Origin of the sequence: Actinocatenispora comari, assembly GCF_017312725.1 — a bacterium.
Taxonomy (GTDB): domain Bacteria; phylum Actinomycetota; class Actinomycetes; order Mycobacteriales; family Micromonosporaceae; genus Actinocatenispora; species Actinocatenispora comari.
In genome coordinates this window covers 1-15,805 of record NZ_BOPO01000075.1, presented here as the reverse complement: position 1 = coordinate 15,805, position 15,805 = coordinate 1, and the positions used below count along the sequence as shown (strand labels likewise).

Sequence of the window (15,805 nt, the reverse complement as noted above, 5' to 3'; positions counted from 1 at the left end):
ACCCGGTCGACCAGCCACGGATCGACGTCCCAGCGGAGGCCGGGCAGTTCGGTACCGGGCAGGTCGATCTCCAGGATCGCCCACCGGTCGGCGGGCAACCGGCTGCCGTCGACCGCGCGGGCATCGACGATCTCGGGCAGCTCACCGGGCTGCCGCGGCGGCCGTACGTCGAACACGACAGCGTGCTCGCGACTGAGCCTGGCCAGCGTGCCCTGATCCGCCAACGAGATCCCGAACAGCTCGGCGACCTCGCGGACGGTCGGGAACTGCGCCGGGCGGCTCAGTCGGTCAGCACCGTCCCGACCGTCACCGACGCCGCGTCCCGCCGATCCAGTACCAGGGTCGTGCGGCCCAACGCCGTCGCGGCCGGCGTCGGGAAGTCCACCGCGACGACCCGCACCGGCTGCCCGGTCGCTTCGATCCGCAGCGTCGATCCCTCCCGGACCGTGCCGGCCAGGACCTTCCCCGACGCCAGGACGCCATCGCGGTCCGGCGGGTCCACGACCGTCAGCACCGAGAACCGAACCACTCTCGTACCTCCGGAATCGCTCCAACGCAACGGCCTCGGCCCGGTGCGCCTCGGCCTCCAACTCGTGCACCGTCGACGAGTCGACCACCCGGCCGGCCAGCCGCTGCTCGACGTGCGCCTGCTCGTGCGCCAGCACCGCGACGAGCGTCTCGGCGTCGGCGAACGCAGACGGGTACAGGTGGACGGCCGGCTCGCCGTTTTCCAGCACGGTCTGCGCCGCGGCGGGCCTTACCGGCTCACCGAGCACGGCGGTCGCCTCGGCGGCCTCGGCGTCGATGCGCTGCGCGGTTGCCCGGTCGTCGACGATTCGCAGCCGGCTCGGATCGATCGGCACCCCGGCCCGGGCGGCGAGGTCGGTCACCGTCTCCAGCGAGCGCTCGACGCCACCACCGTGGTCGAGCAGGTCCAGGTTGGCACGGTGCGACCCGCGCGAGTACAGCTCGGGCTCGGCGCCGGCCCGGGTGTCGTGCTCGGCCGGCCGAGCGTCCAGGTGCGAAGGCTGGTGGCCGCCCTCGGTGGTACGGGCGTCCAGCCAGTCCAGCACCGCATGACGGGACGGCGCACCGTGGTACTCGACCGGGCGGCTCGGGTCGCGCAGCACCGGCTGGTCGCCCGCCTCGATCAGCTCGCGGTACGACTCGGCGCGGTTCCGGTGGTACTCGGCGAGCTGGCGCTCGTGTTCGGCGCGGTCGACGAGGTCGGCCCGCTCCGCCTCGGTCAGGCGCGGGTCCGCGGCCCGGTCGGCGAACGCCCGCTCGGCGAGGCGGTGCGTGGCGAAGCCGTGCTCGGCCCGCTCCGCGAGCCCGGTCGCCCAGGCATCGCGCAGCGGCCCGGGCTGCTCGTGGGCCAGCAGTTCCGGCGACGGGTCGACGTGGCTGACCGGCGCGTCCCCGGTGCCGAACCGCTGCCGGTAGTGGTCCAGCTGGCTCGGCGGCGCGTCCTCGATCAACCGCACCCGGTCGTTCGCGTCGAACACCTGGGCGTCGAGCCGCTCGATGGCGCCCTCGCCCACCTCGAACGGCCGGGACCGGCCGTACGGCGTCTCGGCGTCGTAGTAGGTGGTCCGGGTGCCGTCGTGGTACGCGAGGAGCACGTGGCCGCGGCCGTCCACCCGCACGTACCCGACGGTCGCGTACGACGTGCCGGTCTCGTCGGCGGCCTGCCGCAGGGTCTGCTCGATCCGGTCGAAGCCGCGCGCCGCGTCGGCGGCCCGGTCGCCGGTCACGCCGAGCTGCCGGTACGGGTCGACCAGCGCCTGGGTGCGCTCGGCGGTCGCGACCCGGTTGCGGATCCCGCCCAGCTCGTACCGCGGGTCCGCGCCGGTCGGCTCGCTGGCGTGCGCGCCGAGCGTCTCGACGGCCGTCGCGTACCGGGCGGCCGGGATGCTCGCGTCCAGGGTGCCGCGGACCAGCGCGACGGTGTCCTCCGGCGCGACCGTCGGGCGCCCGCGCAGCGTCTGCACCGCGGCACGCAACACCTCGACGCAGTTGGACCGGCCGTCCGACACGTGCCGGAACCAGCCGCGCGGGTCGCTGCGCGCGAACTCGCCGCCCGGCTCGCGGGTCAGCTGCGCCTCCAGCCGCTCCTGCCGGGCCCGCGTCGGCGGCATCGTCTGCTGGTCGACGCCCCGCTTCGTCAGGTCGGTGACGCCGTTGCGGAACTGTTCCACGGTCGCGCCGTCCGGCCGGTTCATCTCCGCGTACGCCCGGGGCGTGTACCGCAGGTCGGTCGTGGTGCGCACCGGCCACGGCCGGGTCCAGTCGGTCAGCACCTGCACCCGTTCCCGGGCGACCGCCACCTCCCGCAACCGCTCGTCGACCTCGCGGGCCAGCGACCGGTCCACCTCGGCGAGGTCGGCGCTGCTCGGCCTGCCCCGGCCGGTGTCGCGCCAGATGTCGAGGCTGCGCACCGCCTCGGCGTGCCGGTCGCGCGCCGCGTCCAGCTCCCGCTGCGCTTCCGGCAGCAGCTCGCCGGCCTCCTGCCGAGCCAGCTGCCGGACCCGTTCCGCCCGGCCGGGGTCGATGCTCATGGCGTGCTGCGGATCGTGCGTGCCGTGGTAACCGACCGGCTCGCTGCCGGCCGCCCGCCAGCGCGGCCCGGGCTCGGCCGGGGCGTCGGGCAGCCGGGACTCGAGGCCGCGGATCTGCTCGTGCAGCCGCCGCGCCTCGGCGGCGCCCGCCGGGCCGTCCAGGGCCGCGTCGGTCAACCGCTCGTACCGGTCCGCCAGCCGCGCGTGGATCTCCGGCTGGGCGTACAGCGTGGCCAGCCGGTGATGCTCCGCGCCCTGCTCGTGCGCGAACCGGGCGAGGTCGGTCGGCGCGGCGCCGCGCTCGTGCTCGGCCACCAGGCGTTCCCGTTCGACGGGCACCGGGGTCGGCGACGGTTCGGCGGCGGCGGGATCGGCGGGTTCGCCGGCGCGGGCGACCGGTTCCGCCGGCCTCGGGCGTTCGGCGTCGGGGCCGGTCACCGCCTCGACCGCCTGCCGCAGCGCCGGGGTGCCCTCGTCCAGCGCGCCGCGGATCGACGCATGCTCTGCGTCACCCAGCAGCACCACCCGGTCGGCGCCCGACCCGTCGAGGTGCCGCGGCGCGGCGTGCTCGCCGGCGGGGACGAACAGGGTCGTCTCGGCGCCGCCGGCCTCCCGCCGCAGCGCCAGCAGCAACGAACGCAGCTCGGCGACCGCCTCCCGGGTCGGTGCGCCGGAGCGTTCACCGCCGTGCCCGGCCGACGAGGTGACGATCGCCGTGCCGGGGCGGTCGGCGGCGTCGAACAGGTTCTCGGCCCACCGGTCGGTCTCGGCCCGGCGGTCGATCGGGCCGGCCAGCACACCGACCGCATCCGCGCCGGTCAGGTCGCCGCGGATCCGGACGGCACGGTCGATCCCGTCGACGGTGCCCTCGAACGCGGCGAACCGCGGCCGCTGCTCGACCACCCGGGTGACGCCGTTGGCGTCCCGAACCAGCCGCTGCTCGGGTGCGCGGAACTCGTCCAGGGTGCGCACCAGCCGGTCGATCGCCCGGTAGCGGGGGTGTTCGAGCAGTTGCTCGGCCCGGCGGTACCGGTGCGGCCACAGGTGCCGGCGCAGGTCGTCGCGGGCCTGCCAGGCCTGCCGGTGCAGCCGGTCGATCGCCACCTCGTTGGCCGCCGTACGGTCCGCGACCGGGATGCCGTCGAGGTTGCCGACCAGCTCCGGCGCCCGCTCGACGACCGCCTGCCGGTCCGGATCGGCGAGCTGCTCCCACCGGCTGCGTACGGTCTGCTGCAGGTCGGCGAGGTCGCGCTCGATCGACGCCGGGTCGTGCGCCGCGACGCGGGCCGCCGCGTCCAGATCGGTCAGCTCGCTGACCCGATCGGCGACGTCGGCCGGCAGCGCGGCGTGCGCCGGGCCCGGGTCGGCCAGCCCACGGTCGACCCCGAACCGCAGCTCGTAGCTGCCGTCCGCGCCGTGGAACCGCAGACCACCGGAGCGCTGCGCCCCGTCCGCGGCCCAGGGGAACTCCGGCGGCTCGATCCCGCCGCGGCGCAGCGCGGCCGCGATTCCGCGCAGCGTCGTCTCCCACCGCTCCCGCGGACCGGGCTCCGTCGCCTCCGCCCATTTGCGGGCGAAGTGCGGCCACTCGCGCACCCGGGCGACGAGGCACTCACCGGAGAGCCGGTCCTCGGCGCGACGGGGGTCGGCCAGGATGTCGCGCCCGACGCCCTGCGACTCCCCACGGGCCTGCGCGGTCAGCTTGTCGATCGCGTGCGAGAGCTCGTGGATGCGCACCGACGCGACCACGTCGAGCGGGGTGTGCTCGTCGATCGTGACCAGGTGCGGCTCGTCCGCGGTGCCGGCCCGCACGTCGATCTCGGCCAGATCCCGTCCCACGACGGTGCCGGTGCGGTACTCGAAGTGTTGCCGGTCCAGCCGGGGATCGGCCGGGTCGAACCAGGCCCGGTTGCCCTCCCAGCCGGCCGCCGTACCGTCGTCGCGCACCAGCGCGGCCAGGTCGGCCGCGATGGGCCGGGTGTCCTCGCCGGCCAGCGCGGCCTCGGTGAGCCGCGGGTTGTCCGGATGCTTCAGCAACGCGGTACCGGGCAGCTCCGGGTCGTGCGCCCGGACCGGCTCGGGCAGCGCCGAGTCGAACGCGCCCGCCGGGCGGGTCCGGTCCCGGTACGCGTCGAACCACGCGTCGTCGTGCCGGGCCGGCCGGAACGTCAGCCGCGGCCGCTGCCGCGCCGCCCCGTCGGGCGAGGCCGGACCGGTCTCCGGCCGGCCGGCGGGGTCCCCGGACCGGTCCAGCGGGATGCGGTCGCGCGCGTCGCCGACCCGGCCGGACCGGGCCTCCAGCTCCGACCAGCGCCGTTCGATCTCGGCGGGCAGCTCGGACAGCCGCTCGTAGTGGTCCAGGAAGCTGTCCGCGACCCGGGCCGACGCGAAGATGTGCTCGGCCGACGGGCGCCCCACCAGCCGGCCGCCGAGCTGGCCGAACGCGATCGCGTCGGTGATGGCCTCCCGCGTGGCGAAGTCGGCCCCGTACGCCCGGACCGGCCACATCGCGACCTGGCCGAGAGTGCCGTGCAGCAACCGCGAGCTCAGCGCGCCGTGCGACGCGGCGGTGATCACCTGCGCGGTGACGCCCACCGCGGACGGCAGTACCGCGTCCTTCAGGTGCTCCCGGAACGACGCGGGGTCCGGCCGGTGCCGCAGGTCGTAGGCGAACTCCCGGAGCACGTCCTGGGCGGCGCGCAGCTTCGTCTCGTACGGCACCGACGGGTCGTCGGAGACCTGCACGTGCAGGTGCGTCTCGTCGTAGAAGAACCGGGCGCCGCGTGCGGCCGCGCCGTCCAGCGTCGCCGCCGGTACCACCGTGACGCGGGCGTGCAGCGCATCGAACCGGGAGACCGGGCCGCGCCGCAGCGGGTCGCCGTCCTCCGGGAACTTCACCCGGAACGTGGAGCCGCCGAGCCGCTCGGCCCGGGTCGGGCCCGGCAGCCCCCGCTCGGTGATGTCGGAGACCAGCCGGCGGCCGAGGGTGGAGTGCTCGTCACCGAGCATCTCGCCCAGCCGGGTCTGCACCGCGGTCAGCCGGTCCCGGTCGAGGTCCTCGGCGTTCTCGTGCTCCGCGATCGACCGGTACGAGTCGAGCACCGTCTCGGTGAACCGTTCGAGCTCGGTCCGGGCCTGGGTCTGGTGCTCGCGCAGCAGCTCCGCGGTCACGTGGCTCGGGTCGGTGCCGCCGTACTGGTTGTTCACCCGATGCGCCTGCCGCACCCGGGCGAGGGCCCAGTCGCCCACCGCCACCGGCGCCTGCACCGCCAGCCCGGCGAGGGTCAGCCAGGCGCTGTCGATGTGGCCGGTCAGCGCCGCGACGGCGCCGCCGACCACGGTGTACGCGCCGTAGCCGGACATCCGTTGGGTGAACCGGACCCACAGCCGCGGGCGTCCGGTCTGCTGCCAGTTGATGGCCTTCTCCGCCACCCGGACCGCGATCCGGCCCGCCTCCTCCGGATCGATGGTGCGGGTACCGTCCGGGCCCGCATGGGTCGGCACGGTGATGCGCACCTTGCCGTGGCCGACCCGCGCCCAGCGCGGCTCGGTCTCGCCGTCCCGGCCGTGCTCCAGGTAGATGCGCACCGAACCGCGCTCGGTCTTGATCCGGAAGCCGGTGACCTCCCTGGTCTTGGGGCCTGCCGACGCGTCGGCGTCCGCTCCGTCCGGCCGCTCCGCCTCGCCGTCCTGCCGGCCTTCGGGGTCCGGCCGTCCCTCCGCGTCCCCCTCGCGGGCCGCGGCCTCGTTCCGCGCCTCGGCATCAGGCCGAACCTCGGCCTCGGGTCGGGCCTCGGTCTCGGGTCGGGTCTCGGTCCGGGCTTCGGCGTCCGGTCGGGCCTCGACCTCGGGTCGGGCTTCGGCGTCGGGCCGGGCCTGGTTGTCGGGGCGGTGCTCCGGCGCGGCGGTCTGCTCGTCCGGCGAGCGCGTGCCGTCGTCCGGGCGCGCCTCCTCCGCCTTCTCCTCGCGCACCGGGACCTTGAACGTCGTCCGCTTGACCGCGTCCGCGCCGAACGCCTCCTGGCTGCGGAGCGTCTCCTCCAGGCCCCGGTAGCCGCGGATGCTGCCGTCGCCCGGCCGCGCGTCGACGAACGCGTCGAACTCGACCCGCTCGGTCGACAGGCTGGCGTCGCCGAGGTCCTCGGCCAGCTGCCGGCGCTGCTCGTGCGCCGCGTCGGCAAGTGCGCTGAACGCCCGGTCGACCTCCGCCGCCGAGGACTTCTGCACGTTCTTGTCGAGCTTGTTCTCGAACTCGTAGTGATCCTCGAAGTGCTCCTGGCTGGCCCGCAGCGCCGCCTTCTCCGAACTGCGGTTCAGCAGCACCTGGTAGGCGCTGTCGGTCCAGCTGTACAGGAACCGTTCCAGCGACGCCGCCTCACGGAAGTGCGCGTGCTCGACCATGGAGGTCCGGCGGGCGCCGGTGGCGTCGCTGGTCGAGATGATGGCGTCCTCGACCGCACCGGTGGTGCCGACCCGCTGGCCCTGCCGCAGCGGCTGCCGGACCATCCCGCGCAACCAGTCGCCCAGGCTGTTCAGCTCCCGGACCCGGGAGCCCCGCTCGGCGTCGGCGATCGCCGCGAACGCCTTGCCCAGCTCCTCCTGCCGCTCCCGCTCGCCGAGCTCGTGGAACTTCGGCGACACCGTCATCCGGTAGTGGCCGCCGCGGCCGGAGATCGGCTGTACCTCCAGGGTGCGGTCGGACCCGGTGAGCTCGCCGACCCGGACGTGCACGTCGGCCCGCAGCATCGACGGCGCGAGCCGCAACGCACCGTGCCAGCGCTCGCTCCACGTCGGCCGCTCGTCGCCCAGCGGCCCCTCCATCCGGTACCGGAACTCGCCGTACCGGATGCCACCGACCTTCACGTCCTTCGGGCGCAGGTCGAGCCGGTCGTAGCCGTCGAACGCCGGCTCCTCGGCGCGCTCCTCGCTCCGCTCCGCGCTCTGCTCCTCCTGCGCCTCGCGGTGGTGCCTGGCCAGCGCGTCGACGGCGTCGGTGACCGCCTGCCGCACCTCGCGGCGGTGCTCGACGGTGATCTCGCCCGCCGGCTTCCCGGACTCACCCTCGGCCGGCTTCCCCGACTCACCTTCCGCCGGCTTCCCGGACTCACCCTCGGCAGCCTCCGCCGCCTTCTCGGCGGCCTTGCGGTCCAGCTCGGCCCACCGCTCGGCCGCCGTCTCCTCGGTCAGTGCCCGCGCCCGACCCTGGACCTCGGCGGTCCGGGTGGTCAGCTCGTCGACCCGGATGTACGCGCGGCGCTCGATGTCCCACGCCTCGCCGGCCCGCTTCGCCTCGACCTGGCGTACCAGCCGGGTGTGCTGTCGCACGCCGTACGCGCCGGTGTTCGCGGTGGCACCCTCGATCATGCTGGCCGAGTACCCGTCGAGCGGATGCCCCGCGCCGCCCATCGCGGCCTCGAACAGGCCCAGCTTCAACGCCGCGCCGAACACCGCCCGCTTGGCGTTGGTGCGCCAGGAGACGTAGCCGCCGGGGTGGTCGCGCTCCAGCGTCCGCGTCTCGCGCAGCAGGTCGTCGACCGCGCGGGTCACCGCCGCGTGGTCGGGTGCGGCCGGGTCGAACAACACCCGGTAGGTGCGGTCGGCGCGGGCGATCAGCAGCGCCCCGTCGGCGTGCTTGACCACGACCCCCTCGGCGATCCGGTCGCCCGGTTCGAACGGCCGCGGCTGGCCGTCCTCCACCGGGACCCGGGCCCGCTCGTCGGCGCCGAACTCGACCACCCACGGGTGGCGCGGCCCCTCGGTGCGCTGGAACGCCTTGTCGAAGGTCAGCTCGTACACGTGCTCGGCGCGCGGCGTCACCACCACCTGCTCGGCGTCGAACCCGGCCACGTGCGTGTGGATCGTGCCGCGCAGCCGGTCGGCCGGCGGCGCGGCGTCGAGCCCGCGTTCCGCCCGGACCGCGTCGAGCACGTCGCCCCGCAGGTGCTCCCCGACCCGCGCCCACTTGGCGTCACCGCCCGGCTGCCACTCCATCAGCCCGGCCCGTTCCAGTACGGTGCGCAGCTCGGTGCGGGCCGCGTCGCCGACCTCGCCGCCACGGACCACCTGGCCGGCCAGGTACCGCAGCGGCTGCACCACGTCCCGGTGGTCCGCCGCACCGAGGTGCACCCGGCGCGGGTCGGTGGCGTGCACCGCGTCGGCAGTGAGCGCATGCTGCTCCGGCATCCGGAACGTCTCGCGCAGCCGGTCCCCGGTACCGGCGCCCGCCTCGGCCAGGTCGGCGGCGAAGCGGTGCAACGCGGTACCCGCGACGAGCTCGTGCACCCCCTCGGCCACGAAGACGTGGAAGGTGTCGCCGTCGGCGCCGGGGACCGGGTCGCGGCCGAGGATGGCGTCGACACCCTCCGGCAGCCGCGCCGGCACCGGGCGGAGCCGGATCGGCTCGGCATCCCCGCCGCGGGGCGTGAACACCGCGACATCGGCGCGAGCCTCGATCGCGCCGAACGGCGACCGCGCGCCGTGCAGGTCGGGCTGGTACCCGGCGGTCACCTCGGCGATCCGGGTGGCGTCCAGCGGCAGCCCGTCCGGCGTCCGGGTGGAGTCGGTCGACACGACGATGTCGGTCCGGTGCCGCAGCGGCTCCGGCCGCACGTCCGCCGCGAAGAACCGGCCACCGCGCCAGGGGAACTCCGGCGGCTCGATCCCGCCTCGCCGCAGCGCCTCGGCCATCCCGCGCAGCGTGCGCTCCCAGACGTCGCGCTGCTCGCTGTCCCGCGCTTCGGCCCAACGGCGGGACACGTGGTTCCACTCGCGGCTCCGGGCGACCAGGCACTCCTGGTCCACGGCATGGTCGCGGCGCCGGGCCGCCGCCAGCTCGTCCCGACCGACGCCCTGCGCCTCGGCGCGCGCCTGGGCCCGCAGTTCGTCGACGGCGTGGGAGAACTCGTGGATGCGAATCGAGCCGAGCACCCTCGCCGGGGTGTGCGGGTCGATCGTGACGAGGTGCGGGTCGTCCGCGGTACCGGACCGCGGGTCGAGCTCGGCGAGGTTGTCCCCCTCCACCCGGCCGATCCGGTAGTCGAAGTACTGCCGGTCCAGCCGCGGCTGGGTCGGATCCGCCACGGCCGGTTCGAACCACGCCCCGTGCTCGTCCCGGCCGAAGCCGTCGACCAGCGCACCGAAGTCGCCGCGGCGCAGCTGATCGTCGGAGGCGAGCAGGTCCGCGTCGGTCAGCTCCGGGTTGGCCGGGTCCTTCACCAGCGCGGTACCGGGCAGCTCCGGGTCGTGGATGCGGCCGTCGCCGCCGGCGCCCCGGTGACGCGGGCCGGTCGGATCCAGCTCGTCCGGCGCCACCCGTTGCGGGCGGGCCCGGAAGTGCCGCTCGACCGCGTGCCAGCGGGCCGCCGACTCGGCGTCCTCGGGACGCAGGCCCAGCGTGGCGTCCAGGTCACGCAGCCGGTTCGCCGCCTCTGCCCGCAGCGGGTCGTCGACCGCGCCGGCCCGCTCGGCCAGGAACCAGCGGCGCTGCAGGTTGCCGGCGTCGGTGTCGGACAGCCGGCCGTGCCCGTCGGACCCGATGGCGAGCACGTCCGATCGGGTGCCGCCGACCAGCCGGCCGAGCCGGTCCAGCAGCCCGGCGTCCCGGCCGGCGAGCAGCGCGCCGGCCTGCTGGTGGAACGCCTCGCCGATGCCGAGCCGGTCCAGCCGGTTGGACAGCACGATCACGTCCACCGGCTCGCCGAGGTGCCGCAACGCCGACGGCACGGTGGTCGCCCGCAGATCGCCGGGCAGGTCGGCAAACACCGGAAGAACCTGCACCGGGTCCGCGCGGTGCACGACGCCGTGCGCGTCGACCCGGTCCCGGTTCAGCAGCAGGTAGCCGTCCTGCTCCCGGATGTCGCCGTACGCGCTGCCCACCACGTCGGTGCGGGGCCGGCCGGTGAGCGCCCGCAGGTCGGCCCACTGACCGTCCAGATCGGCGCGGCGGGGGCCCAACGGGATGCCGGACTCGTCGCCCAGGTGCAACGCACCGACCGGATCGTCCGCGGCCCGCGGGCCGCCGCCGTGCGGGTCCGCGCCCTGCGGGCTGGCACCGTCCGGGGCGGCGCCGTGCGGGGCGGCGCCGTGCGGGGCGGCGCCGTGCGGGGCGGCCGGATCCGGGTGCGCGACCGTACTCGGCAGCGGATCGGTGCTGTGCCAGGCGTGCCCGACCGGATCGACGAACACCGCGCGAACCCGGGTGGCCGGGCCGTGCGTGCCCTCGTACTCGGCCAGCAGCGACCGCAACGGGTCCCGGACCAGCCGGCCGTCCGGCCCGATCTCGGCCCCGTTGCGCACCTCGCCGAGCTCGGTGCCACCGGCGGACGCGTCCGGGGCCGGTTCCAGCCCCGGCGACTCCGGCGGCCGGACCTGCACGGCCTGCATCGTGCCGTCGTGGTTGCCGACGACCCAGTGCGCGGTACCGCCGTCGGGGTGCTCGGTGGCCACGATGGCGGTGGCGCCGTGGCCGAGCCGGCGCACCGCATCGCCGAACATGTCGGACTGCGCCGGATGCGGCACCGTCTCGTACCGGCCGCCGGTGGCGTGCTCGATCGCGCCCGGGATGCCGCCGACCTGGTCACCGCCGATCCCGCCGCCGGTCAGCAGCGCCACCCCGCGGTCCAGTGCGGTGATCCCGGTCGGCGAGAAGCTGCTCGGCAGCGCCGTCTCGTCCAGCTCCGGCAGCGCCGGATCCCGCGGTACGTCCGGGTCGCGGGCGCTGCCGTGGCCGACCTCCGGCGCGGCGGTACTGGCCGACTCCGGCTGGTGCGAGTCCGCGTCGCCGCTCCAGGTCAGCCGGATCGGCTCGGTCGGCCGGCCGGGCACCGCCCAGTCGCCGGCGCCGAGGCCGAGATCGCCGCGCAGCCCCAGCACCTCGGACACCACCCGGTCGATGCGGCCGTCCCACTCGTACAGCGAGGTGGTGCTCTGCGCCATGTTCCCGACCAGGTCACGGGATGCCGCGCCGGTCAGCCAGGACACGTACGCCTTGGCCCGGCCCTTCTTCAGCTCGGCGCCGAAGTCGTGGTAGTGCCCGCCATAGGCGTCCGCGACGCCCTGCAGCGGCCCACCCACGACCCACAGCGAGTAGTTGCTGATGGACTTCGCGTCGAAGCCCGGCGCCTGCATGACCTTGGCCGTACCGCCGCTCGCCAGGTGCTTGGTCACCTCGACCGGGTGCAGGCCGTTGTAGAGTGCGCCGACGCCCTGGCCGACCACCGTGGGCAGCGAGTTGATCAGCTGCTGGCGCAGGTAGTCGGTGGTGCCGGCGACGTGCGGCGACATCCCGTAGATCGCCGTCAGGTGGGTGGCGACCCCGGACCAGATCGCCTGGGTGATCTCGGCCGGATCCCGCGTCACGTCGACGAACGCCACCAGCTTGCCGTCCGAGACCCGCATGTCCACGGCCGGCCGGTCGGCCGGGTCGCCGGCCGCCGGGTCGTGATCGAACCGGGTGGGGACGGTCTCCATGGTGAATTCCTGCCGCGGCAGCACCGACACCGCGTCCGGGCGTGCCTCGATCCGGAACATGTGCGGCCCGGTCTGCTTGAACAGCCGGATGCCGAGCCGGTCGTGCACGGTCGTGTTCGGATCGTCCGGCAGCGTCGCGTTGCGGTCCAGCAGCGACCGGTACACGTCGTGCACCGTGTCGATCGGGTCCGGCGCCTCCAGCTCCGTCCACAGCCGACGGGCCTCGTCCCCCACCTCCGGGTGGTCCAGCAGCGGGCGCAGCAGCTCGCGTGCCGCGTCGTGCTTGGACATCAGCCGGTTCATCGCCCACTGCCGGGACATCGACAGGCCGATCGGCGTGTTCAGCTTCTTGAGCTGCTCCGCGTCGGTGACCAGGCCGGACTCCGGCCCGCGGGAGAAGTCGTTCCAGTGCCGGTGCAGGTTCGCGTGGTACTCGGCCAGCACGCCGGGGAACGCGTCGACCGCCGCGATCCGTACCGCGATCGCGGAGTTCTCGGTGAAGCCCTCCAGCGCCGAGGCGGCCCACTTGGTGCCGGCACCGGTGGCCCGCCCGATCAGGTTGCGCGACACGTAGCTGCGCAGGTCCCGGGGGTTGTTGTGGGCGAGCGCGCGGGCGGCGACGTCGCGCGCCTCGCTGAAGCTGTGCTGGATCTCGCTGAGGGTCGCCTGCTGCGACGCACCGACCACCATCGCGTCGTCGCTCATGCCCAGCACGCGCGCGGCGGCGGTACCCGGGTAGTCCTCGGGGACGATGTAGACGTCGATGTGCCGCTCGGCCCGGACGAACCCGCGCAGCCCCGGGATGCGGTTGCGCAACCGCGTGGTGGACAGCGTGTACTTGACGATGTCGCGATGCTCCGGATGCACCTGCGGACCGGACAGCTTCACCCCGGCCGGCAGCTCCTCCAGGTTGCGCCGGAAGGCGTCGCTCGCCTCCTGCACGACGTCGGTACCGGGGCGGCCACGCAGCGACGCCTCGCTCGCGGCGCCGGTGTGCACCCGGATGGCGTCCTCGTCCAGGCCCGCCTTCCAGGCCAGCTTCTCGATGTACTCGCGCAGTTCGGTGGCGCCGTTCGACGTCTCCTCCGGGGAGACCGCGCGGCTCAGCTCGCCCTCGCGGGCGCCCGCGGACATGTCCGCCGCCTCGAACATCCGCTCCGACCAGTGCTTGACCGTGGTACCGACCCACCGGCCGGCGAACTCGGCCGCGAGCAGGCTGAAGCCGAGCTGCGGCGCGTTCGCGTGCACCAGCAGAGCGGCCAGCGCACCGCCGGTGATCCCGCCCCACAACGAGTTGACGGTGAGCTTCGTGCGCAGGGTCTGGAACTTCTGCACGAGCTGCCGCTCGGACGACATGACCTCGGCCAGCCGGTCGCGCATGACGTCTTCCATCGTCTTGCCGGCCGGCAGCTCGCGCGGCACGAAGACGACGTGTTCGTTGGTACCGATCCGCCGGGTCGCCGGATCGCCCGGCCCGGCCACCTCGAACCGCACCTTCACTCGCGGGGACACCCGGCTGACCAGCCGATGCCGCCACCCGTCCTGGTGCGTCGCACCGTCCGGCCGCGCGGCGGTGTCCGGGTGAGCCGCACCGTCCGGGCCGGCCGCACCGTCCGGGTGGGCCGCGGTGTCCGGCCGGGAGCCGCCTTCCGCCGATGCGGGGTCGTGCGGTCGGACGGTGTTCGCGTCCACCCAGCCATCAGCCGGGCGCGGCTCGTCCGACCGGACCGGGTCGCGGCGCAGGACGAGCGTCCCGTCCCGGTCGGCGTGCGCGCGAACGTGCTCCACCCGGTGCTCGTCGAGTGCCGTGACGGCGGCGGTACGGCCGGCCTCGACGAGCCGTTCGCGTTCCTGCGGGGTGAGCAGCTCGCCGTCCGGCCGTCGTGCGACGTCGGTGCCGGGATCCGGACGATGTGCGGCACCGTCGGGCCGCGCCTCGCCGTCCGGCCGCGCCTCACCGTCCGGCCGCGCCTCGCCATCGGGCCGCGCCTCGCCATCCGGCCGCGCCTCGCCATCCGGACGGGTCTCGCCGTCGGGCCGCGCCTCGCCATCCGGACGGGTCTCGCCGTCGGGGCGTGCTTCGGCCGCCGGACGCTGCGGCGCCTCGCCGTCCGGGCGTGCTCCGGCCAGCTCCGGCCGGCCCGACTCGGTCCCGGCCGGCAGCTCGGCCCGCATCCCCCGGGCGGCCAGCCGGGGATCCGCGACGTCGCGCAGGGCGGCGAGGTCACGGTGCAGGTGGGTCCGAGGGTCCTGGTCGCTCCAGCCGGTGCGCTGCTCGCGCAGCATGGTCTGCACGTTGTCGATGGTGTGCCGCAGGTAGTGCACCAGCACCGGGCCGCTGACGAACAGGCCCAGCAGACCCGCGGTGAACGAACCGGTGCCCTGGGCCAGCGGAAGATAGCCGGACAGCAGCGCGCCGGTCATCACGGACACCTTGGCCAGCGGCCCGGCGATCTCGGTCGCGAGCATCTTGCGGACCGACGGCAGCCGGCTCGGGGTGCGCTCGGTGGCGAGCATGTCCGCGAGCTGCCGGTTGAGCTCCCGCCGAATGTGCTCGGCGGAGATGCCGCCCGGCCAGTCCTCCCGCACCGTCAGCTTGAAGTACCCGGGAGAGACCTGGCGGGCGTCGGCGAGCGCCTCCGGCACGTCGCGTTCCGCGCTGTCGAACCGGACCAGCTCGCCGTGGAACAGCGCGTCGGACTCGACGTGCCCGATCTCGACCCGTACCTCGATGCCGGGGTCGATGGACGCCAGCAGGCGGCTCATCCCGTGCTGCTCGGGTCGGACGCTGAACAGGCTGTTCACCGCGCGCTGGGGCAGCAGGTCGTGCGGGCCGCGGACGTCCGCCAAGTGCGGCAGCGACGGGTCCCGCTCGGTGCGCGGCGCGATCCGCAGGCCGTCGATGCCCTCGCCGAGAACCCGGACGACCTCGTACTGCGGTGGCAGGTCGTGGCCGTCGTTCACCTCGGCGAGCAGCCGCCAGGTCTCGTCGCTGACCCGGTCGGCCACCCACTCCCGCCGCGGGTCGGCGCCGTCGGTGCCCTCGGTCAGCGCCCGGTCCCGCAGCGCCTCCTCGATGCGGTCCCGGGTCGCCGCGTCGGCGGTCTCGTGCAGCCGGCCGAGGGCGCGCAGCTCGGCCAGCCGCACCGCGTCGTGCGGGGTGGTGAACTTCAGCCGCTGCACGGTACGCGGCAGCCAGCCCTTCGACGGCTCGTTCCACAGGATGTGGTCGTGCCGCCGGTCCGGGTGGACCACCCGGGAGAACAGTCGCGGTGGGCGCTGCCTGGCCTCGGCCACCGCCTCGGCGAGGACCCTGGTGACCGCGACCCGTCGCCCGGCGTCGTCGGCCGGCAGTTCCCGGTTGGCCCGGTCGAACAGCTCGACCCGGGTCGTGCGGCCCCGATGCCGGGTGACCTCCAGCGACCCGTCGGCGTTCAGCCGCAGCCCGGCGGCAAGCTCGTGCCGGTCCGGCCCGACCAGATCCGGCAGCAGCTCGCGGACGGTGCCGAAGAACGCGGCCTCGTTCGCCGTCAGCCCCTCGGCGGCCAGGCTGATCTCCTCGACGGTGGCGCCGCGATCGGCGCCGTCGGCCAGCAGCCGGCGGGCGGCCGCCGGCAGCTCGCCGCGGTCCACCGCGCCCTCCGCCGCCACCTCGGCGAACCGCTGCCGGGCCGCGTCCCGTACCTCCGCCGGCAGCTCACCGCGGCCGGCGGTCTCGGCCAGCGCGGACAGCGTGCTGGCCCGCCGGTGCGCCGGGTCCGCATCCTGCGGGCGCACCG

Annotated in this window: 1 protein-coding gene (cut by a window edge); it reads right to left on the bottom strand. The window is 75.3% G+C overall.

From position 1 onward, the window contains the following. Positions 1 to 15,659, bottom strand: the 5' portion of a protein-coding gene (locus NUM_RS19565; RefSeq protein WP_207126344.1) for an NUDIX domain-containing protein. 17,329 nt of this gene lie to the left of the window's left edge; only the first 15,659 of its 32,988 coding nucleotides appear in the window; the start codon lies at positions 15,657 to 15,659; the stop codon falls past the left edge of the window. Positions 15,660 to 15,805: the final 146 nt, after the last annotated feature.